Source organism: Streptomyces sp. NBC_01198, from assembly GCF_036010485.1.
GTDB lineage: Bacteria > Actinomycetota > Actinomycetes > Streptomycetales > Streptomycetaceae > Actinacidiphila.
In genome coordinates, this window is sequence record NZ_CP108568.1 from 3,499,017 (window position 1) to 3,520,241 (window position 21,225).

General features: G+C 72.5%; 20 protein-coding genes. 11 read left to right on the plus strand and 9 right to left on the minus strand.

Annotation, left to right across the window (positions count from 1 at the left end):
• Positions 1-144: 144 nt before the first annotated feature.
• Both OG702_RS15720 and mshA read right to left on the minus strand, forming a co-directional pair.
• Positions 145-678, minus strand: a complete 534-nt coding sequence (locus OG702_RS15720; RefSeq protein WP_327289508.1) for a YbjN domain-containing protein — start codon at positions 676-678, stop codon at positions 145-147.
• Positions 671-2,032, minus strand: coding sequence for a D-inositol-3-phosphate glycosyltransferase (gene mshA, locus OG702_RS15725; RefSeq protein ID WP_442814434.1), 1,362 nt, complete (start codon positions 2,030-2,032; stop codon positions 671-673). Before mshA ends, OG702_RS15720 begins: the two co-directional genes overlap by 8 nt.
• A 240-nt stretch (positions 2,033-2,272) precedes the next feature.
• Here mshA and OG702_RS15730 point away from each other — a divergent pair, with 240 nt between their 5' ends.
• Both OG702_RS15730 and OG702_RS15735 read left to right on the plus strand, forming a co-directional pair.
• Positions 2,273-3,130, plus strand: a complete 858-nt coding sequence (locus tag OG702_RS15730) for a class I SAM-dependent methyltransferase (protein ID WP_327289509.1) — start codon at positions 2,273-2,275, stop codon at positions 3,128-3,130.
• 222 nt (positions 3,131-3,352) lie between these two features.
• A complete protein-coding gene (locus OG702_RS15735; RefSeq protein ID WP_327289510.1) occupies positions 3,353-4,651 on the plus strand; it encodes a PP2C family protein-serine/threonine phosphatase in 1,299 nt (432 codons plus the stop codon).
• A gap of 57 nt (positions 4,652-4,708) precedes the next feature.
• Here the strand turns inward: OG702_RS15735 and OG702_RS15740 are convergent, their stop codons facing one another.
• The 4 genes from OG702_RS15740 to OG702_RS15755 all read right to left on the minus strand — a co-directional run bounded on the left by OG702_RS15740 (position 4,709) and on the right by OG702_RS15755 (position 7,470).
• Positions 4,709-5,083: a DUF2516 family protein gene (locus OG702_RS15740; protein WP_327289511.1), complete on the minus strand. Its 375-nt coding sequence runs from the start codon at positions 5,081-5,083 to the stop codon at positions 4,709-4,711.
• A 161-nt stretch (positions 5,084-5,244) separates the two neighbouring features.
• On the minus strand, positions 5,245-5,811 hold the full coding sequence (locus OG702_RS15745; RefSeq protein WP_327289512.1) for a hypothetical protein: 567 nt from the start codon (positions 5,809-5,811) through the stop codon (positions 5,245-5,247).
• Complete coding sequence (locus OG702_RS15750; protein ID WP_327289513.1) at positions 5,808-6,260, minus strand: helix-turn-helix domain-containing protein; 453 nt, start codon at positions 6,258-6,260, stop codon at positions 5,808-5,810. The genes OG702_RS15745 and OG702_RS15750 overlap by 4 nt, the downstream gene beginning before the upstream one ends.
• Positions 6,261-6,621: 361 nt before the next feature.
• Positions 6,622-7,470: a putative RNA methyltransferase gene (locus tag OG702_RS15755; protein WP_327289514.1), complete on the minus strand. Its 849-nt coding sequence runs from the start codon at positions 7,468-7,470 to the stop codon at positions 6,622-6,624.
• 377 nt (positions 7,471-7,847) lie between these two features.
• Between OG702_RS15755 and OG702_RS15760 the strand changes: the two genes are divergently transcribed.
• The 5 genes from OG702_RS15760 to OG702_RS15780 all read left to right on the plus strand — a co-directional run bounded on the left by OG702_RS15760 (position 7,848) and on the right by OG702_RS15780 (position 13,840).
• Positions 7,848-8,600, plus strand: a complete 753-nt coding sequence (locus tag OG702_RS15760; protein WP_327289515.1) for a TnsA-like heteromeric transposase endonuclease subunit — start codon at positions 7,848-7,850, stop codon at positions 8,598-8,600.
• Positions 8,601-8,644: 44 nt separating this feature from the next.
• Positions 8,645-10,648, plus strand: coding sequence for a Mu transposase C-terminal domain-containing protein (locus OG702_RS15765; protein WP_327289516.1), 2,004 nt, complete (start codon positions 8,645-8,647; stop codon positions 10,646-10,648).
• Positions 10,645-11,697 carry an ATP-binding protein gene (locus tag OG702_RS15770; protein ID WP_327289517.1) on the plus strand — a complete coding sequence of 351 codons (1,053 nt, stop codon included), beginning with the start codon at positions 10,645-10,647 and terminating at the stop codon, positions 11,695-11,697. The genes OG702_RS15765 and OG702_RS15770 overlap by 4 nt, the downstream gene beginning before the upstream one ends.
• Positions 11,698-11,700: 3 nt before the next feature.
• The gene (locus tag OG702_RS15775) at positions 11,701-12,681 is read left to right on the plus strand and encodes a TniQ family protein (RefSeq protein WP_327289518.1); all 981 of its coding nucleotides are present in this window, start codon (positions 11,701-11,703) and stop codon (positions 12,679-12,681) included.
• Between the two features lie 478 nt (positions 12,682-13,159).
• Complete coding sequence (locus OG702_RS15780; RefSeq protein ID WP_327289519.1) at positions 13,160-13,840, plus strand: class I SAM-dependent DNA methyltransferase; 681 nt, start codon at positions 13,160-13,162, stop codon at positions 13,838-13,840.
• A gap of 19 nt (positions 13,841-13,859) precedes the next feature.
• On the opposite strand, the gene OG702_RS15785 is transcribed toward OG702_RS15780, so the two are convergent.
• The gene (locus OG702_RS15785) at positions 13,860-14,384 is read right to left on the minus strand and encodes a tetratricopeptide repeat protein (RefSeq protein ID WP_327289520.1); all 525 of its coding nucleotides are present in this window, start codon (positions 14,382-14,384) and stop codon (positions 13,860-13,862) included.
• A 114-nt stretch (positions 14,385-14,498) separates the two neighbouring features.
• On the opposite strand from OG702_RS15785, the gene OG702_RS15790 reads away from it, so the two are divergent.
• Together OG702_RS15790 and OG702_RS15795 are read left to right on the plus strand one after the other, a co-directional pair.
• Entirely contained in the window at positions 14,499-15,635 is a 1,137-nt protein-coding gene (locus tag OG702_RS15790) for an ArsR/SmtB family transcription factor (RefSeq protein ID WP_327289521.1), read from the plus strand.
• Positions 15,636-15,723: 88 nt separating this feature from the next.
• On the plus strand, positions 15,724-16,656 hold the full coding sequence (locus OG702_RS15795; protein WP_327289522.1) for an aminoglycoside phosphotransferase family protein: 933 nt from the start codon (positions 15,724-15,726) through the stop codon (positions 16,654-16,656).
• Positions 16,657-16,683: 27 nt separating this feature from the next.
• On the opposite strand, the gene OG702_RS15800 is transcribed toward OG702_RS15795, so the two are convergent.
• Complete coding sequence (locus OG702_RS15800; protein WP_327289523.1) at positions 16,684-17,559, minus strand: sigma-70 family RNA polymerase sigma factor; 876 nt, start codon at positions 17,557-17,559, stop codon at positions 16,684-16,686.
• Between the two features lie 74 nt (positions 17,560-17,633).
• Here OG702_RS15800 and OG702_RS15805 point away from each other — a divergent pair, with 74 nt between their 5' ends.
• Positions 17,634-18,401 (plus strand): SDR family oxidoreductase, encoded by a 768-nt coding sequence (locus tag OG702_RS15805; protein WP_327289524.1) that lies wholly within the window; start codon positions 17,634-17,636, stop codon positions 18,399-18,401.
• A 97-nt stretch (positions 18,402-18,498) separates the two neighbouring features.
• Here OG702_RS15805 and OG702_RS15810 read toward each other — a convergent pair whose 3' ends face one another.
• Entirely contained in the window at positions 18,499-19,782 is a 1,284-nt protein-coding gene (locus OG702_RS15810; RefSeq protein WP_327289525.1) for a M14 family zinc carboxypeptidase, read from the minus strand.
• Positions 19,783-19,992: 210 nt separating this feature from the next.
• Between OG702_RS15810 and OG702_RS15815 the strand changes: the two genes are divergently transcribed.
• Positions 19,993-21,156: a ThiF family adenylyltransferase gene (locus OG702_RS15815; protein ID WP_327289526.1), complete on the plus strand. Its 1,164-nt coding sequence runs from the start codon at positions 19,993-19,995 to the stop codon at positions 21,154-21,156.
• Positions 21,157-21,225: the final 69 nt, after the last annotated feature.

Consider the following 21,225-nt stretch of genomic DNA (forward strand, 5'->3'; position numbering starts at 1 on the left):
GCCCTCCGCGACTGACCACCGCCACCCCACCCTTCCACGCATCGTGTATCACATATCTGAGCGACATTCAGATGCGCGACGGACCCGAGCGTGCCACGGCCCCCGATCCACTGGGAAGACCCGGGACCGCGGCAAACCGCTGCGTCAGTCGTCCTCGCTGATCAGATGCGTGAACGCGTCCAGATTCCGGGTGGACTCGCCGCGCGACACCCGCCACGCGTACTCCCGGCGGATCGAGGAGGCGAAGCCGAGTTCGAGCAGCGCGTTGAACGACCCGTCGGCGTTCTCCACCACCGCGCCGAGCAGCCGGTCGACCTCCTCCGGGGTGACCGCGGCCAGCGGCAGGCGGCCGCTCAGGTAGACGTCGCCCAGGTGGTCGATGCCGTAGGCGACGCCGTACAGCCGCAGGTTGCGCTCCAGCAGCCAGCGGTAGAAGGCCTCGTGGTTCTCGTCGGGGCGGCGGACGACGAAGGCGTTCAGCGACAGGGTGTGGCGGCCGACGATCAGCTGGCAGGTGGTGGACAGCTTGCGGGTGCCTGGCAGTTGGGTGACGTACGTGCCGGGGCGCGGCGACTCGCAGGGCAGCTCCGACTCGCGCAGCACCTGCTCGACGACACGGCCGGCCGCGGCCGCGGGGTCGGACTCCTGCGCCCCTGCGGGACCTGCGTGCTCAGCCATGCGCCGATCGTAGGCGACGGCGGTGCTCGAACTGCGCTGCCGCGTACACCTCGGCGGTGTCCGCCGCCGACGCGTCCCAGCCGAAGGCGCGCGCGTGCACGGCGGCCGCGTCGCCCAGCGCGGCGCCGAGCTGCGGGTGGTCGACGAAGCGCCGCAGCACCCGGGCGTAGTCGCGCGGGTCGTGGCCGGGGACCAGGAAGCCGGTGCGCCCGTCGCACACCGCGACCGGCAGCCCGCCGACGGCCGCGGCGACCACCGGGGTGCCGCAGGCCTGCGCCTCGATCGCGACCAGGCCGAAGGACTCGCTGTAGGACGGTGTCACCAGCACGGTCGCCGCGCGGTACCACTCGGCCAGCCGCTCCTGGTCCACCGGCGGCTGGAACCGGACGACGTCGGAGACGCCGAGCCTGGCCGCGAGCTTGTGCAGCGCCTCCGGCTTGGCCAGCCCCGTACCGCTCGGGCCGCCGACGATCGGCACGACGAGGCGGTCGCGCAGGGCCGGGTCCTCCTCCAGCAGCAGGGCGACAGCCCGCAGCAGCACGTCGGGGGCCTTCAGCGGCTGTATCCGGCCGGCGAAGAGCGGGATCAGCGCGTCCTGCGGCAGGCCGAGCCCGGCACGTGCGGCGGCCCGGCCCGCGCCGGGACAGAACCGGTCGAGGTTGACGCCGGGGTGGACGACGGCGACCTTGCCGGGGGCGGCGGCGTAGTGGCGTACCAGCTCGTCGGCCTCCTCCTCGGTGTTGGCGATCAGCCGGTCGGCGGCGGCCACCACCTGGGTCTCGCCGATGACGCGGGCCACCGGCTCGGGGGCGTCGTTCTCGGCGAGCGCGGCGTTCTTGACCTTGGCCATGGTGTGCATGGCGTGGACCAGCGGTACGCCCCAGCGCTCGGCGGCCAGCCAGCCGACGTGGCCGGACAGCCAGTAGTGCGAGTGGACCAGGTCGTAGTGCCCGGGGCGCTGCCCGGCCCAGGCCCGCATCAGGCCGTGGGTGAAGGCGCACAGCTGGGCCGGCAGCTCCTCCTTGGCCAGGCCCTCGTACGGCCCGGCGTCCACGTGCCGCACCAGGACGCCGGGCGTCAGCTCGACGCACGGCCGGCGGGCGCCGGTGGTGGACCGGGTGAAGATCTCGACCTCGATGTCGCGCTCGGCCAGCCGCTTGGCCAGCTCCACGATGTACACGTTCATACCGCCGGCGTCGCCGGTGCCCGGCTGGTGCAGCGGCGAGGTGTGGACGCTGAGCATGGCCACCCTGCGCACCCGCCGCCCGCGCCGCCTGCGGTGCGGGCGGTAGGCCGCGGCAGCCGCGCCTGCGGCCTCGCGCAATCCCCCGAACCGGGACGTGTACTGGGTCACCTTCGCGTTCCTTCCAGCAGCCGTACCCCCGCGCTCAACCACTGCAAACACCAGAGGAACGGGTTCCATTTCCCGCTTTGCCGAAGCGTGACGAACCGTTCGCCTGTGCGCCACCGCGGCCTCGCCGCACGTCCGCACGGCTCGGCCTTCCCCCTCTTCCGCTCTGTTCCGGTCCTTCCCCGGCGTCCGGCCGCGTCCCCGCCGCCGCGGCCGCCCCGGCTTCACGGCTACCCTCGCCGCATGGGCGGTACGCGGGCGGTCGGGGTGGTGACCAGGGGAACCACGAACCCGAACCGGCTGCGCCGGATGGACCGCTGGATCGCCGCCGTGCACGGGCCGCAGCTGCGGCGGGCCGCCGACCCGCTTGCGGTCGACCTCGGATACGGCGCCGCGCCCTGGACCGCGGTCGAGCTGCTGGGGCGGCTGCGCCGGGTACGGGCCGAGGCGGAGGTCGTCGGCGTCGAGATCGACCAGGACCGGGTCACCGCCGCCCTCCCCTATATCCGGGACGGGCTGCGCTTCGTCCGCGGCGGCTTCGAGGTGCCGCTGCCTGACGGGCGCAGGCCCCAGCTGATCCGGGCGGCGAACGTCCTGCGGCAGTACGCCGAGGACGAGGTTCCCGCGGTGTGGCAGCGGCTGACCGGCAGGCTCGCGCCCGGCGGGCTGCTGGTCGAGGGCACCTGCGACGAGATCGGGCGGCGGCACGTGTGGGTCGCCCTCGGCCCCGAGGGCCCGCGCACGGTCACCTTCGCCACCCGGCTCGGCTCCCTGCACCGCCCCTCCGACCTGGCGGAACGCCTGCCGAAGGCGCTGATCCACCGCAACGTGCCCGGCGAGCCGGTGCACGCCTTCCTGGCCGCCTTCGACCGGGCGTGGGCCGCGGCGGCGCCGCTGTCGGCGCTGGGCGCGCGGCAGCGCTGGATCGCGGCGGTCCGCACCCTGCGCGCGGACGGCTGGCCGGTGGTGGACGGCCCGGCGCGGTGGCGGCAGGGAGAGGTCACGGTGGCGTGGCAGGCGCTGGCGCCGAAACCGGGCCCGGACGCGAACCCGAACCCGGGCCCGGCCCAAGGCGCGTCGCAGGTCCGCAAAAGGGTCTGATTCGCCGCACGGTTGCAGGAGGGGAGCGTGATGTACGTCATGTGCGGATCCCCACATCACGGGGGAAATCACGCCCTGGCCACCGCATATGACACTGACGGTTTCCCTGCCGCCCTCCCGTGACGCCGGGTTGAGCCACTAGGGTCTCCTGAGACCAGGGGTGGCACAGCAAGGCAAAGGAAAGACCTCAGAACGTTCAGGGGACCGGAAAGGAGTCGCTTGATGTCCGCTGCCGAGCGCGGCACCGAACGGCCCACGGCCACCGATCCCGGGGCGGAGGGCACCGCCGCCACCGCGGCGCCCGAGGGAGCCGGCGCACCGGCGCTGACCCTGCCGCGCCAGCGCCAGGACCCCGCCGACGGGCCGCCCGCCATCAACCTGCTGGTCGTCGGCGACGACCCGACCGGCGCCTTCACCGCCCCCTGGTTCCAGGACGGCGGCGGCCCCCGTATCCGCATCCTGCGGGCCGGCAACCTCACGGCTGCGGGCCGGCTGCTCACCGACGACGTGCACTGCATCCTGCTCGACCTGCCCGACGTCCTGGACGGCGTGCGGCACGTGCTGCGGGTCGCCCCCGGCACCGCCGTACTGGTACTGACCGACGGCTCCGACGACGGCAGGGCCGCCGAGGCCGTACGGGTCGGCGCCCAGGACCACCTGGCCCGCGGCGACGTGGACGCCGGCACCGTCACCCGGGCGGTGCGCTACGCCGTCGAGCGCAAACGCGCCGACCTGGCGCTGCGCAAGCTCACCGAGACCCGGCTGCTCGCCCAGGAGAACCGCCGGCTGGAACGCGGCCTGCTCCCCACCCCGCTGCTGGAGGGCTCGGGCCTGCGCTTCGCCTCCCACTACCGCCCCGGCCGCAGCCGCGCGCTGCTCGGCGGCGACTTCTACGACACCGTCCGCACCTCCGACGGCGTCGTGCACGCGATGATCGGCGACGTCTGCGGGCACGGCCCGGACGCGGCGGCCCTCGGCGTGGAGCTGCGCATCGCCTGGCGCGCGCTGACCTTCGCCGGGCTCGGCGGCGACGCCCTGCTGCGGACGCTCCAGCAGGTGCTGGTGCACGAGCGGGCCGACGACGAGATCTTCGCGACGCTCTGCGCCCTGGACATCGCCCCCGACGGCCACAGCGCCGGCCTCTACCTGGCCGGCCACCCGGCGCCGCTGCTGGCCGGGCCCGGCCGGGTGCCGCGGCTGCTGCCGCCGGAGGACGGCGGGCCCGCGCTCGGGCTGCTGCCCGACGCGATCGCCGACTGGCAGCGCATCCCGGTGGCGCTGGACGGCGAATGGCGGCTGATGCTCTACACCGACGGCCTGATCGAGGGCCGGGTCGGCTCCGGCACGCAGCGGCTCGAACAGGACGGCATGGTCCGGCTGGTCTCCCGCCTGCTGACGGCCGGCCTGCACGGCGACGCACTGCTGGACGCCGCCGTCACCGAGGTGCGCGAGCTGAACGGCGGCGAGCTGACCGACGACGTGGCGGTCGTGCTGCTGGAGCGGACCGTCCTGCAGCCGTAGGCCGGACACCGGCGCGAGCCCGGCCGGGCGGCGCGCCCTTTGGAGAGCCTGCCGCTGTCAGCGCCGGCCGTTGTACGGCCCGTAGGGCCCGTCGCTGCTGCTGCCGCCCCGGTTGCGCCCGCGCAGCCTGCGCATCGCGCCGCCGCCACGGCCGCTGACCTCGCGGAGCGCCGGCCGCACGTCGACCATGTAGACGATCACCGCGACCAGGCCGATCACCGGCAGGAACGACAGGATCGGGAACAGCTTCATCACCACGGCGGCGATGCCGAGGATGATCAGCCAGAAGCCCTTGTTGTTCTTGCTCGCCGCGCGATACGCGTCCTCCCGGTGCACCGCCGCGTCGACGAACGCGAAGAGCGCGAGGAGGAAGAGCACCCAGGAGATCAGAGCGACCACTCCGAAGAACTGTGTGACCAGCACGCCGTCCACCACCCGCCTTTGTCGTCCGCCGTCCGCCGTGTGCCTGCGGCCGGTCCGCAGCCACCGTACCGGTCGTACCGCTACAACGGGCCGAGCACGCGATGCGTGCCCGGCCCGTGCGGACTCCTTCGAGTCCCGGCCGGTCCCGGCCCAGATATCAGCCCGATGGGCTATTCGGCCGGCTTGTCGGCCTTCACGCTCTTGCGCGGGGCTGCCGCGCCGCGGGCCGGCGCCTTGCGGGCGGCGGCGGGCTTCGCCTTCGGCTGGGCGGACTTGCCGGGCTCGACCGCGGCGGCGATCTCCACGACCTGGTCGGCGGTCTCGCCGCGCCAGCTCGCGACCGCGCCCTTGCCGCGCTCGGCCAGCACGTCGTAGGTCTCGCGGGCCTTCACCGCGTAACCGGTGGCGCGGCCGACGCTCTGCAGCGCCAGGTCCTGCACGGACTCGCTGAGCTTCTTGAAGTCCGGGCGGTCCTTGAATGCCTTGAGGTCGATCTCGCGGTAGGTCTCCGCCAGCTTCGCCTGCGCGTCCTTCGCGCCCGCGGAGACGCGGTCCTGGACGACCTTGGGGTCGGTGGTCTTGATCTTCTCGATGTGCTCGGGGGCCTGCTCCCTGAGCTTGCCGATCAGCGCGGGAACCTCGCGCAGCTTCTCGGCGGCCAGGTCCGCGGTCCCGGCGACCGCGTAGAGCGGGGTCGGATTGCGCAGGCTCTTCACGATGTCGTCGCTGATGCTCATTTTCCGGTTTCCTCCCGTACGGCGGCGGGGCCCTGCGGCCGGTCCGCCTCCTCTGCTTCTGCTTCTGCCTCTGCTACGTCCCGCGCCGCCCGCGACTCCCCCGCGGCGGCGTTCTCCCTGCGGAAGGACTCGTAGATCTGGATCAGCACCTGCTTCTGCCGCTCGTTGATCGACGGGTCCGTCAAGATCGCCGCAGGCACTTCCAGCTCGTCACGCTCCCGCGCGTCGAGCATCCCGGCCTGCACGTACAACGTCTCTGCGGAGATCCGCAGCGCCTTGGCCAGCTGCTGCAGGATCTCAGCACTAGGCTTCCGCAGCCCGCGCTCGATCTGGCTCAGATACGGATTCGACACACCGGCCGCCTCCGCCAGTTGCCGCAGACTCAGCTGCGCGCTGCGCCGCTGCTCGCGCAGATACTCGCCGACGGTGCCGACCTTCAGTGACGCCATACGTACGAGACTGCACCACGGCGCTAACTTTTGCAAGCACCGTGCTTGCAACTGGCAAACGCCGAGTCCTGGGGGCGGCGCCCTGGCGGCCGGTTGGTGGGTGTCCGTTCCCGGTCTATCTGCGATTTCCCACCGGGTCTGCAGTGTGAAGTGAACGGGTCCCGGCTGATCTGCGCAGCAACTAGCCCACCAGAGCCACCTGCCCGCGAGGGCAGTGCCCACCGCTCCGGTTGTCGGATGGCCTGGGAGATCACGACGGCCTGCGGACGGACGCCCCACCTTGCCCGAGTTGCCAGGAAGGTGGGGCGCCATGCGCGCCTCTTGGTTTGTCGGTTCAGCAGGCGTATCCGCCCGCCCGTGGTTACCGAGGCTGGTAGGAGGTGGCCAGCACGGAGACGGTCACCTGACTGGGCAGTGAGCCGTGGCCGCTCAGGTCCGCGTGGGTCAGGTGGCGTGCGCTCGGTGTCATCCCCACCAGGTCGATGGCTTCTTGCCTGGTCAGGGGCGTGGTGTATTCGACGTGCTGGGTATCGGCGGCCTGGAAGTAGGGGTCCAGCGCCTGTTGCAGGCGCTGTTCCTTGTCCGGGTCGATCGTGACCATCGCGGGGATCTTGCCCCGTAGCTCGGCCAGGTGCCGCTCGATGGGGCGCACCACGATCAACCGGCCGGTCGGACGGAGCACTCGGTGGAACTCGGACGGGTTGCGCGGGGCGAACACGTCCAGCACGACGTCGACCCCCTGGTCAACCAAGGGGAAGGGGCGGAAGACGTCCCAGCTCGCCGCAGCGGCTCGTGGATGGGCTCGGGCCGCCGAGCGCAGGGCGCGTGCTGACGTGTCCAGCCCCAGGCCGCGGGTGCCGGGCAGTTGATCGAGTACGCCGGCCAGGTAGTAGCCGGTGCCGCATCCGATGTCTACGACCGTGCCTTGACCGGGCAGGGCGTCGGCTGTCATACGAGTCAGGGTCTGGTGGACAGGGGCGTACCTGCCGGTGGACAAAAACCGGTTTCGGGCCTGAACCATGGCTGCGTCGTCACCGCTGATGGCGCGAATGCCCGTCAGCAGGCTGACGTAGCCCTGACGGGCGATGTCGAAGGTGTGGCCCTCCGGGCAGCGCAGTGAGCCACGGGTAGGTCGGAGACAGGCGCGGCACACAGGGCAGCGCAGCAAGTCGAGAAGGGGTTCGAGGGCAGGGGGAAGCAACGCAGGCACGAGGCACTCCAGGAGACGGTGAAGGGAAGGGACCGTGCCTGCACGCGCTCTCAAAAGCCGCCGTCTCAAGAAAGAGAGGCCCGGCATCTCGCCGCCTCGGTGTGGGCGGCACAAGGGAGATGGATCACGTAACAGGCACGCCAAGGAGGGCGACGCCCTACGGCATCGCCCTCAACGCCTCGTGACTACAGAGCCTGGATGTGCTGGGTCCACATGCCTACACCTTACGAGCCTTACCAAAAGCCCGTCCCCTCGCCTCAGCAGTCAGGAGATGCGGCCCGGCGGTGGGGGATCGCGCCGGACTGCGTAATCACCCGGACGAGGGGTTTGGTCCCGTTTAAGCTGCACAGTCCCTACGGGCCTGCAAAGTGGCATACATGGGGCTGGGCGTGCTGGAGGGAATGAAGCCGTCACAAGTAGACGGCTTCGAGGTCGGCTGGCGGGACGACCAGGGAGAACATCGCCTGCCGTTGGCGGATGCGGTCTCGGTGCCGTTCGAGGACGGGCGGCCGGTCCGCAGCTTCCCGTCCTATCGCGGGCAACGGCATTTCCCCGGGTTGTACTGGTCGTCGACGACCTGCGGGCACGTGGGGTTCGAGTCCTGGCTGGAGCGAGACCACGCGATGCTGCTCGACTTCACACCAGAAGTGACGGGGCTGCTGTCGCAGCCGTTGTGGCTGTCCTGGAAGGACGATCGGGGCAAGCGCGTCTCGCACGCTCCGGACTACTTCGCTCGGTTCGAAGACGGGCGGGGGCTGATGGTGGACTGTCGGCCGCTAGACCGGATCGACGCACGGTCGGCGGCCAAGTTCGCGGCTGCGCAGGCAGCTTGTGAGGCGGCGGGGTGGGGCTACCGGGTTGTCGGCGAGGTGGATCCGGTGCGGATGGCGAACGTTCGCTGGCTGGCGGGATACCGGCATCCTCGGTACGGGGCCGATGAGGGGCTCGTGGCCCGGTTGTTGGCACTGTTCTCGGTGCCTTCGCCGCTGGTGACACAGGTTGCGTTGCTGGGTGATCCGATCGTGGTGTTGCCAGCGATGTTCCATCTGCTGTGGCTGGGGCGGCTGGCAGCGGATCTATCGCGACCACTGTCGGATGCCACGCTGGTGTCGCCGGCGGAGATCCGGTGAGCGGGCGCCCAGGACCACGGGCGGCGTTGCGGGTCGGGGACCGGGTGCGCCTGGATGACCGACTGCACACGGTCGTCGGCCTGTCCGGGACGACGGTGCGGCTCCTCGACGAAGCCGGTTCGGCGAGCCTGGTGTTGTTGTCGCATCTACTGACCTCGGAAGACTTTGAGCTCATCGGCCAGAATGCCGATCAGGGCCGTATGCCGCCGTTCGCGCTGTTGGACATCGTGCCGGAGCGGGAAGCCGAGAAGGCGGCGGCATGGGAACGGCATGTGACCGAGGTGGAGTTCGGCAGGCCGCTGGATGCTGATCCCACTGCCCTACCTCGTCCGGAATACGACCCGGCCCGTCACCCAGTTGAGGAGCGGGTGGCGGCCAAGGCGGCGGAACTGCGGGCTATCGGCTGGCAGGCGAGTGTGGGGACCGTTCAGCGGATGCGCAGGCGCTACCGCGAGCAGGGCCTGTGGGGCTTGGTCGATCACCGTGCTACCCGTCTGTCCTCACCGACGGGAAGGGCCGATGACCGGGTGGTGTCCGCCATCACGGAAATCCTGGCCACGACGACGAACGAGTCCACCGGCACCCGCGGCCGGCTGCGTCGGCGGGTGGAGGCGCTGCTGGCGGAACGGCATGGGCAGGGCACAGTGGCGATGCCGTCGAAGTCGGCGTTCTACCGGCTTGTCGAGGCGATGAGCGAGGGTACGCACGCCTTCGGCGAGGCCACATCCCGCAGGTCGGCGGCTCGCCGCCCGCAAGGAGCGTTCACCCCTTCCTCGGCCTGCCGCCCCGGAGAGATGGTGCAGATCGACACGACACCGCTGGACGTGCTGGTGGTCCTGGAGGATGGGGTGAGCGGACGCCCGGAACTCACAATCGCCGTCGACGTGGCAACGAGGACGATCTGCGCTGCTGTGCTGCGACCAGCAGGCACCAAGGCCGTGGACGCCGCCCTCCTGCTGGCCAAGATGCTGGTCCCGGAGCCGCTGCGGCCCGGCTGGTCGGACGCGCTGGCGATGTCGATGACGCTGATCCCCCACCGGAGACTGTTGGAGATCGACGCGCGCCTGGAGCAAGCGGCCGCCAAGCCGGTGATCGTGCCAGAGACGATCGGCATTGATCACGGGAAGGTGTTCGTGTCCAACACCTTCCTGACCGCCTGCCGGTCGCTGGGCGTCTCCGTCCAGCCGTCCCGCCCGGCGACCCCGACTGACAAGGGAATCGTCGAGCGGACGTTTTCCTCGATCAACACGCTGTTCTGCCAGCACATCCCTGGCTACACCGGTTCGAACACGACCCGCCGGGGGGCCGAGGTCGAGGCCGTCTGGACGCTCGCGGAAGTGGACGACCTGTTGCAGGAATGGATCGTGGCCTGCTGGCAGCAGCGGCCACACGAAGGACTGCGCAGCCCGTTCCTACCGGGTCGGCCGATGTCTCCCAACGACGCATACGCCCTGCTGGTCTCCCGCAGCGGCTACCTGCCGATGCCACTGAGCGGCCCCGACTACTTGGAACTGCTGCCGGCACTCTGGCGTTCGGTCAACGACTACGGCATCCGCGTCGACCACCGCACCTACAACTGTCCTGGACTGAACCCGCTGCGGCGCCGCTCCTCGGGAGTGACCGGCAAGGGCGGGCTCTGGGAGGTTCATTACGACCCCTACGACCTGTCCCAGATCTGGGTACGCGACGCGCGCACCGGAGAGTGGATCACGGTTCCGTGGACACACCGGCACCTGGTCTCCGCGCCGTTCGCGGACTTCACCTGGCGCCGGGCCCGGGACCTGCTCGCGATGCGGGGCCAGGACGACACCAGCCAAGCCGCCGTGGCCGCCGCAGTCGACCAGTTGCTGACGCGGGCGGAAACCGGGCCGGACCGCCGTATCGCGGCGCGCACCCGCGCCGCCCTGGAGCCCGCGCGGTCCGTCCCCGCGCTGCCGCAGGCACCAGCTTTGGAAGACGCTGAGAACGAGGCCACCGTCCCGGAGCAGACGTCGAACGTCATTCCCTTCGGCGTCTTCGACGCCTTCACCGACGGGAGCCGCCTGTGAGCGAGGCTCTGCCACCGGACATCGCCAACCCGCAGATGTCGCTGACCACGAAGGAAGGCTGGCGGGCGTTCGTCGATGAGAACCCTGATCCCCCGCCGTCGCTCCCGTCCGGCACCGTCCTGGACGAGGACGAGCTGGAGTCCTACAGGGAAGCGCGGATCGACTACCACACGCGATCCGTCATCGTGAACACTCCCACGATCCGTGGCGTCGTCACCACGGGCCGCAAACGCATCGTGCTCAACCGGCACCAGGTCTCCGCCCGTCGCGGCCTGATCGTGTCCGGTTCGGCCGGCACCGGCAAGACCACAGCGATCACCCAGCTGGGTAAGAACGTCGAACAGATCACCCGGCGGCGCAACCCCGCCGCCGTCGGCGGACTGCCGGTTGTCTTCGTCACCGTTCCCCCGGCGGCCACTCCGAAGATGCTCGCGGGCGAGTTCGCTCGATTCCTTGGCGTCCCGCTGGAGCACCGCATGAGCCAGGTCCAGATCACCAACGCCGTCTGTGACCTGCTCGGAAAGCTCGGCACCACGCTCGTCCTGGTCGACGAGATCCACAACCTCGACCTGACCACCCGCAATGGAGCCGAGGCATCCGATCAGCTGAAGTACCTCTCGGAGCGGATCGCGGCCACCTTCGTGCTCGCTGGTCTCGACGTCGAGACCAGCAGCCTGTTCCAGGGCACTCGCGGACAGCAGATCGCCGGCCGTTACACGGTCATCCCCTCCCGGCCCTTCGGCCACAAGAACCGCGCGGACAAGGAGAGCTGGCAGGCCCTGGTGGTGACCATGGAGGACTCCCTGCGACTACAGGCCCATCGTCCCGGCACCTTGGTCGCCATGACCGATTATCTCCACGAGCGCACCGGCGGGCTGATCGGCAGTCTTTCCCAGTTCATCCGAGAAGCCGCGGTCGACGCGATCGACACCGGCGCAGAAAAGATCACCAAGCGCATGCTCGACGAGATCGAGCTCGACCACGCCGTCCAGAAGTCCCGGCCCGATCGCCCCCGCGCCAAGTACGCCCGCAGGCCGAAGGCGGCCTGAGTGATGGAGCCCTGGGAAGCGCCGGTCCGGCTCCTGCCACTTCCTCTGCCGCCTGTCCACGGGGAGGTCTTCGGCTGGTATTTGCACCGCCTCGCCGCCGCCAACCACGTGACGTCGGGCCAACTGGCGAAGACCCTGACGCCGTTCAAGAACGCGCTGATCGGCAAGCGGACGGACACGTTATGGCGCTGGACTCCGATGGTTCTGCCGCGGCTGGCACTCCTGACGGGTCTCGCTCCTGAGACCCTTCGGATGCTGCTGCCAGCGATCTCCCGGATTGAGGCGCGTACCGGAGGCGAAGTGATCCGCTACCGGCGGCGTCTCTACGTCGCGTGCTCACACTGCATGCACCGCCGTGGAATCACCGGACCAGTCCTCGCGCATCGCCCCGCCGATCTCCAGCTCTGCCGTCGGCACGGCATCTGGCTCGACGGCAACCGCCAATACCGTGTCGGCCACCTGCCAGAACTTGTCACCGCTCAACACCGGCACCGGCGAATCGCCCGCCGCTTCCCCGACACCCTGGAGGCAGCGACAAAGGAAGCGCAGCACATGGTCCGGTCCTGGCTTCTGAACAAGAAGCAGCCCCATCTGCTCTCACGCTGGAACGACCGCCTCGCTCAGCTCCCTCCAAAGGAGGCCGCCTACGAGAACATCATCAGGCGACGCGTCGACGAGCGGGAGTACATCGCCACCTACCCGGAGTTCGTCACCATGCTCGGCATGGTGGCCGACCCTGCTTGGCGAGCACGACGGGCGCCTCGCCGATGGGTGAACCTCAGCCAGCACCAGCGCACGATCCACGCTGCCTACGCAGAAGCCGAGCACCGGCTCAACGTCCCCTCTCTCCGCGAGAATCGCCACTCACGCACCTTCTTCAACGACGCCCTCTTCCGCTGGACCGACTCATTGGGAAGGTCGCTGATGCTGGTGATGTCCCCGGAGGACCACAACACCCTACGAGATGATTCCCAGTGGAACTGAGAAGCCCCAGGCCAGAGCCCTTCGGCCGGACAGAACTACTGGGACGGCCCCACCTCACGCCCAAACAGGCTCACCGCTGTTCAGATCCACTGGGCCCTCCACGCTCCGAAGCGTCCCGCCCATCATGAGAAGGCGCAGATCAGGGGCACCTCACCGACTCAGGTTTTCTGGGAACGGACAGTGGGGGGCGGGCACTAGCCTCGGCGGACGATTCCCGCCCCGCGCCCAAAGGTGACGACGCGCCACCGCGACGGACTGATCCAGGCCTATCTGGTGGACCCCGGCTTTTTCGGGGCGCTGGTCGACCTGGCGCCGGGCGGGCAGCAGTTCATGACCGTCGACCACGGGCAGGGGGACGTCGCCTTCCACCCACCACCCCGGCGGCGAGGTGATCGTCACGCTGCCCGACCCCCGGCCCCGGCGGCCATCCGGTCCGTTCGGCCGCTCCGCGGCCGGCGCCCGGCTACAGTCCTCCGGCATGACGGAAGCCGGTTATCTGCGGACCACCCGGACGGCCTATGACACTGTCGCCGCGGACTACGAACGGCTGCTGCGCGACGAGTTGCGGGGCAAACCGCTGGACCGGGCGATGCTCGGCGCGTTCGCCGAGCTGGTGCGGGAGCCGGGCTGCGGGCCGGTCGCGGAGCTCGGGTGCGGGCCGGGGCGGGTCACGGCGTACCTGCACGCGCTCGGCGTGGACGTGTTCGGCGTCGACCTGTCCCCCGGGATGGTCGCCGTCGCCCGCCGGACGCACCCGGGCATCCGGTTTGAGGTGGGGTCGATGACCGCCCTTGAGCTGGCGGACGCGTCGCTGGGCGGCGTCCTGGCCTGGTACTCGACCGTCCACACCCCGCCGGAGGTGCTGCCGGCGGTGTTCGCCGAGTGCCACCGGGTGCTGGCGCCCGGCGGGCAGATGCTGCTGGCGTTCAAGGTCGGCGACCGGCTGCTGCACCGGGAGCAGGCCTACGGGCACCAGGTGCCGCTCGACGTCTACTGGATGCCGCCCGACCGGGTCGCCGGCCTGCTGGCCGGAGCGGGTCTGGTCGTGGATGCCCGGCTGGTCCGCGAGCCGGACGAGAGCGAGCGGCCCCGGCAGGGCCGGCAGGGCTTCTTCCTCGCCCACAAGCCGGCCCACAAGCCGGCGACCGCCGCGGGGTAGGCCACCGGGCCCCGGCGGTTCACTGCTCGGTGTCGGGCTCGATCAGCAGGCGGGCGTAGTTGCCCATCGAGCGCTGGTAGCGCGGCAGGGTCGGCGCCAGGGCGGCGACCGCCACCGAGACGCCCTCGCGGGCGCGGCCCACGTCGGCGAGGGCCAGGGCGAGCACGCAGGCCAGGGCGCTGTCCAGGTGGTCGTGGCCGGCGGCCCGCTCGGCGGTGAGCAGGTCCACGCTCTCCTGCGAGCGGCCGAGGTTGCGCAGCGAGCTGGACAGCTGGATGACCGCGCGGCGGCGGCGCTCGCCGGGCACGCCCGCGTCGAGGGCTTCGCGGTAGAGGGGGACGGCGAGGTCGGAGCGGCCGGTGGAGTCCCAGGACGCGGCCCGCTCGAAGAGCGCGGTGCCGTCGCCTTCCGGCAGCTCGCCGACCAGGGCGTCCATCGCGGCGCGGAAGTCGTCCTCGGCGAAGTCGTCGATGGCCGCCCACAGGTCGGCGTTGCGGCGCTCCCACTCGGCCGAGGGTGCGGCGGTCCCGGTTGCTGCGGTCATGGTGTCCACGCTCCTGGTGGTGCGGTGCGGTGCAGGGCCGGTGTCCGCCATCCTGCGAGCGGGCGCGCCACCCTCACCACTGATTCGGTCCTCGCCGAATCACCGCGTTGTACGGTGGGGCGCCGTACCCGTCCGCGCCACCGCCCCTGCCGCCCGCCGCCACCCCCGACCACCTCCCGACCGACCCGGACGCCGCTCGCCAGGAGGTCCCGCACCCGGGGCACCCCCGCGAGGAGGTCCCCACCCGGAAGTCCCCCAGGAGGTCCCGCCATCACCACGCTCCGCTTCGGCGCAGCCGACCTGCTGCGCTGCCGTTTCGCCTACTCGCCGGCCTTCGAGACGCTGGCCGCCGTACGGGTCGCGACCGGCCCGCAGCCGCCCGGCCACCACCGGCGCTGGCTCGCCCGCGCGCGCCCCGCCGGGCTCGACCTGCGGCCGCTGACCCTGCTGCAGCCGCGGCGCGGCTACACCCCGGACTTCCTGTCGCCGCCGCCCGGCGGCGCGGCCGGGTCCTTCGCCGACGACCTCGCGCGGATCGCGGCGACGCCGCCGGAGCAGGCCCGCGCCGAGATCGCCAGGTCGCTCGCCGAGACCCCGGGCGCGGCGCGTACCGCGACCGGCCGGCTGCTGCTTGACGGCGACCCGGCGGACGTGGTCCGGCTGCTCGCGGACCTGGTGGCGTCCGCCTGGTCGGCGCTGGTCGAGCCGCACTGGCCGCGGGTCCGGGCGCTGCTCGAAGCGGACATCGCCTTCCAGACGCGGCGGCTGGCCGACGGGGGCCTGGACCGGCTGTTCGCCGAACTGCACCCGTCGGTCCGCTGGCAGGACGGCGTCCTGACCCGCGAGCACGGCGGCGCCGACCACCGCGAACTGGGCGGCGAGGGGCTGGTGCTGATGCCGAGCGCGTTCAAGTGGGACCAGGTGGTGATCGTGCTCGACCCGCCCTGGCAGCCCACGCTGATCTATCCGGCGCGCGGCGTCGGCAACCTGTGGCAGCCCGCCACCGGCCCGGGCGCGGACTCCGCCGCGCTGGCCCGGCTGATCGGCCGCACCCGTGCCCGGCTGCTGACCGGCCTGGCCGAGCCCGCCGCCACCGCCTGGCTCGCCCACCGCCACGGACTCGCCCCGGCGACGGTCTCCGAGCACCTGGCGGTGCTCCGCGACGCCGGCCTGGTCACCGCGACCCGCCACCGCCACGAGGTCCGCTACAGCCGCACCCCGCTGGGCGACACGCTGGCGGCCACGACGTGACGGCCGCACCCGCCGCCGGCTCGGCCGGACGAGCCGCCGCGCCGGCAATTCGGTTGCGGGCGACGGGATCCGTGGCGATCATCCCGGGGTGACTTCCGGCAAGGGTGGGACAGCGGGTGCGGACGGCCGCGCGGGCATCGACGCGGCACTGGTACGGCGGCTGATAGCGGCGCAGTTCCCGCAGTGGCAGGGGCTGCCGGTGCGGCCGGTTGCGGTCGACGGATGGGACAACCGCACGTATCGGCTGGGCGACGCGATGACCGTACGGCTGCCGAGCGCCGCCGGCTACGTGCCCGCGGTCGAGAAGGAGAACGCCTGGCTGCCGGTGCTCGCGCCGCACCTGCCGGTGCCGGTGCCGCCGGTGCTGGGCAAGGGCGAGCCGGGGGAGGGCTATCCGTACCCCTGGTCGGTGCGCGGCTGGCTGGACGGGGAGACGGCGGTGACTCCCGACCGGGTCGGCGACCTCACCGGCTTCGCGGTCGAGCTGGCCGGCTTCCTGCTGGCGCTGCAGGCCGTCGACCCGGCGGGCGGCCCGGCGGCCGGGGCGCACAGCTTCCACCGGGGCGCCCCGCCCGCCCACTACGACGGCGAGACCTGTGCCGCGCTGGCCGCGCTGGACGGCCTGGTCGACACCGGGCGGGCCGCGGCGGTGTGGGACGCGGCGCTGGCGGCCGGTTTCGCGGGTCCGCCGGTGTGGTTCCACGGCGACATCGCGGGCGGCAACCTGCTGGTCAGGGACGGCCGGCTGGCCGCGGTGATCGACTTCGGCACCTCCGGCGTCGGCGACCCGGCCTGCGACCTGGTCATCGCCTGGACCCTCTTCTCCGGCGAGAGCCGCGCCGCCTTCCGCCGCACGGTCGCCAAGGACCCGGGCATGTGGGCGCGGGCCCGCGGCTGGGCGCTGTGGAAGGCGCTGATCAGCGTGGTCCAGCACCGCGACACCTCGCCGTCGCTGGCCGCCGAGCACGCCCGCGTGATCACCGAGGTGCTGTCCGACGCCGCGGAGCCCGCGGCCGCCTGAGCCCCCCACCGGGCAGGCTCCGTACGGCTACAGCAGCTCGATCCGTACCTCGCGCAGCCGCTCCGGGTCGGCGACGACGTCGATCGCGGTGATCACGCCGCCGGTGAAGGCGAAGGTGAGGACCAGGCGGAGCCGGCCGGCCGGTGCCATGACCAGGCCGACCGAGCCGTCGACCAGGGCCGGTTCCGTGAAGGCGACCCGGGCCGCGGCGGCCGACGCGCCGCGCGCCACCCGCTGCCTGCCGCGGACGTCGACCGGCTCCGGCGTCGGGCCCGCCGTCCGGTCCGCGTGCAGCACAACTTCCGGGTCGAGCACCGCGACCAGGGCCTCGAAGTCGCCGCCGCGCGACGCGGCAAGGAAGGCCTCCACCAGGCGCCGCTGCTCGGCGAGTTCGGCGTCCCGGGCGGCCGGCGCCGCCCCCCGGACGCGGCGCCTGGCCCGGCTGGCGAGCTGGCGGGCCGCCTCAGGGGTGCGCTCGGTCATCTGGCCGATCTCGTCGAACGGCACCGCGAACATGTCGTGCAGCACGAAGGCGACCCGCTCGGCGGGCGCCAGGGTGTCGAGCACCACCAGCATCGCCAGGCCGACCGACTCGGCCAGCAGCGCCTCCTGCTCCGGGTCGGCGCCGGCCTCGTCCGCGGGCTCGGGCACCGTGTCGTCGAGCGGGTCCTCGCGGCGGGTGACGCGGGCCCTGAGCATGTTCAGGCACAGCCTGGCCACCACCGTGGTCAGCCATGCCGGCAGGCTGTCGATGTCGCCGGCGCCGGTCCGGGCCAGCCGCAGCCAGGCCTCCTGGACCGCGTCGTCGGCCTCGGCCGCCGAGCCGAGCATGCGGTAGGCGACCGAACGCAGCCGGGGCCGCTGCTCCTCGAAAAGCCCGGCCAGCGCCGCGTCCTGCTGCATCGGTCACGTTCCTCTTCCGCCGCGGGTCACCAAAGTAACCCGCCCGCACCGGGCGAACGTCACAGGAGGAACCCATGATCACCCGGCCCATCCTGCTCACCGGCGGCACCGGCACCCTGGGCCGCCACGTCCTGCCGATGCTGCGGGACGCCGGCCGCAGCGTCCGGGTGCTCAGCCGGCGCAGCCGCGAATCGGCGGACGACGGCGTCGAGTACGTCACCGGCGACCTGCACGAGGACACCGGCGCCGACGCGGCGGTGGCCGGCGTGCACACCGTCCTGCACCTGGCGGGCGCCGCCAAGGGCGACGACGAGACCACCAGGAATCTGGTGCGGGCCGCCGCCGGCGCCGGAGTGCGGCACCTGGTCTGCATCTCGGTCATCGGCGCGGACACCGTCCCGCTCGGCTACCTGCGCGCCAAGCTCGGCGCGGAGCGGGCCGTCATCGACTCGGGGCTGCCCTGGACGATCCTGCGGGCCGCGCAGTTCCACGACCTGGCCCTCACGATGGCCAAGGGCATGACCCGGCTCCCCGTCGTCCCGGTGCCTTCCGGCCTGCGCCTCCAGCCGGTGGACGTGCGCGACGTCGCCGCCCGGCTGACCGAGCTGGCGCTGGGGTTGCCCGCGGGCCGGGTGCCCGACCTGGCAGGGCCGACCGTCTACCCGATGGCCGACCTGCTCCGCGGCTACCTGACCGCCAGCGCCAAGCGCCGCCCCCTGGTCCCCTTCCCGCTGCCCGGCAAGGCCGGCCGCGCCTACCGCAGCGGCGCCAACCTCACGCTGGAGGGTGCGGACACCGGGCGCAGGACGTGGGAGGACTTCCTGGCCGAGCAGGTGGGGTGAGCAGCGCGGCCACCCGGGCGGCGAGCGCGGCCGGGCCGGCCGGGGCCCAGGCCGGACGGCTGGGGAGGTCGGCCGCCCGCGTACGGCTGCCGGCCGCTCAGCGGAGCAGGCGGAAGGTGGTGAGGACCGTTTCGGTCTGCAGGTCGACCTGGACCGGCACCGGAAGCCAGGTCAGGCCGTGGCCCGCGGCCAGGTCTTCCGCCCAGCGGGACAGCCGCCGCACGCCCTTGAGGAGCAGCAGCCGGGCCGGGGGGTCCTCGGACGCCGCGAGGAGCTGGAGCAGCGCGCCCACGGCCCGCAGCGACATCCGGCGGGCCGCGATGTCCAGCGCGGCCACGTGCGCGCGCGACAACCGCACCGGCGAGGGGTGCAGCCGCTCCCACTCGTCCGCCACCCGCGGGCCCATCGCGACCAGGCCGTCCGCGATACGCAGCAGCCGCGCCCCGTCCGCGCCGGGCGGCGGCAGCTGCCGTACCTCGGAGAGCATGGTGCGGGCCAGGCCGGACTGGTGCCGCAGCAGGGCCGCCACGTCGGCCAGGGCGCGGGCGGGGTCGGGGTGCGGGCTGCTGTCGGACACGCCGGGGCTCGCCCACATCGGCACCTCGAACAGCGCGGTCATCCCGCCGTAGGTGTGCGGCCGGATCCAGGTGGACCGGCTGACGTCCTCGGGCAGGCTGTCGAACTGGGCGCGTTCGCCGGGCCCGGGCATGAGGTAGACGCCGGGCCCTGACGAGCGCCAGTACAGGGCGTCGTACGTCCCGGTCTGCACCGGCACGTCCCGCTCGGCGGAGAGCTTGCCGAGCGCTTCGGCCAGCCCGGGCAGGTCCCGGGTGAGCTGGATCCAGCTGCCGCCGATGTCGTTGCCGTGCAACGAGCACTGCAGCTCCGGGCGCAGCTCGTCGATGAGCCCTGTGAGCGCCTGGGATTCGGGGAGTTGGTCCTGCGGCGGGCGGATCGACGGCGCCCACTCGGGCTGTTCGTCGGCCGGCGGCCGGTAGGCGTGCCGGAAGTGCTCGGCGGGGGTCCGGCGGACGGCGGGCCCTGTCTCGCTGCGCAGGGTGCCGTCGGGGTCGAGGCAGAGCAGGAAGTGCCAGGCGGCGCCGGAGCCGACGTGCAGCTGCGGGTCGAGCGCGACGCGTTCCGCGATCCGCAACGCGCTGGCGGCGCCGACCCGTTCGTCGGAGTGCGGTCCCGCGACGACCAGGACGTTGCGAACCCGGGGGCGGTCGCGGCCGACGGTGAGCAGATACAGCGGGCGGCCCTCCCGCGACCGGCCGACCACCCGCAGGGTGCACAGCCCCGGCCTGAACCGGACGAACGCGGAGGCCGCTGCGACGACCCCCGCGACGCCTGGATACGCATCGACCGTGCTGTGGCTCACGTCCCGTTGGAGTTGCTGTCGCCGGTGGTCTCCTTCTTGTCCAGCCGCCGGATGACGATGGTGCTCGCCATGCTGACTCCCCTCTCCTGTCCAAGTCGGTTGCTGCGCACGGGAGTTGACTCTTCACCCCGGGTGACTCCCATGCCTTGTCAGAGTCCGGCGGCGCGGCGACAGTGTCAAGAAGGGCGACGGGGGAAGGGAGTGGCCCAGATGACGGCACTGACCGAGCGGGACGTCGGAGGCGCGGACGCGGAGTTGCGCCGGCCGCGGATCAAACCGGAGCACCGCGCGTATCGGACGGTCGACGGCAACGTCAGGATCGGCAGCGTCATCTACGGTATCGGCGCGGAGATCACCGACCCTGACGGCTGGATCTGGACGCTCACCCAGCTGATGGACGGCACCCGCAGCGGGCCGCGGATCGCGGCGGAGGTCACCGCGCTGCACCCGGCCGCGGTGCGGCCGGAGACGGTCGGCGCGGCGATGGGCGAACTCCGGCAGGCCGGCTTCGTGGAGGACGCGGCGGCCCCGCTGCCGCCCGGCCTGGCCGAACGCGACCTGCTGCGGCACACCCGCGGGGTGGCGCTGCTGCGCTGGATGGACCTCAGCCCGCGGGCCAGCCCCTGGCAGGCGCAGCTGCGATTACGCGACGCCAGTGCCCTGGTGCTCGGCGTCGGCGGTACGGGGGGCGCCGCCGCGCAGATCCTCACCGCGGCGGGGGTCGGGCGACTGCACGTCGTGGACCCCGACACCGTCGAACTGTCCAACCTCAACCGCCAGTTGCTCTACGGCGAGGCCGACATCGGGCACCCCAAGGCCGATGCCGCGGTGGCCGCGCTGCGCGCCCTGAACTCCGATGCGGCCGTCACCGGTGAACGCCGGGAGATCCGCGGCCAGGACGCGCTGGCGGCGCTGATCGCCGAAGGGCCGCCGTACGACGTGCTGGTGCTCGGGGCGGACCGCCCGCCGGAGATCCGCCGCTGGGCGAACCGGGTCTGCCTGGCCGCGAACCTCCCCTGGGTGGAGGGCGGTTACCGCGGCCCGCTGGTCACCGCGGGCGTCCACGTACCTGGTTCCGGGCCGTGCTGGGAGTGCCAGCGGGCCGGCGAGTCCGAGCGCCGCGACCTGCGGCTCGCGCCCGGCCAGGACGAGGCCGCCACCTCGCCGCGGATGCCGTGGAATCCGGCCAGCGCGGTGACCGCGACGCTGTCCGGCACCCTGGTCGCCCATGCCGCCCTCGCACTGCTGACCGGCGTCCCGCCGATGCGCCCCGGCTTCCGCTACGGCGTCAACCTGATGTCCCTGGGCGACCCCGTCCTCCAGCGCCATCCCCGCCGCCCCGACTGCCCGGCCTGCGGGGAGGCCGCGGGGTGAGGGGCGCGGTGAGCCGCGAGCCGCCGTGGGGTAGCCGCGGTCAGCCGCCGACCAGCCGGCGGGGTGAGC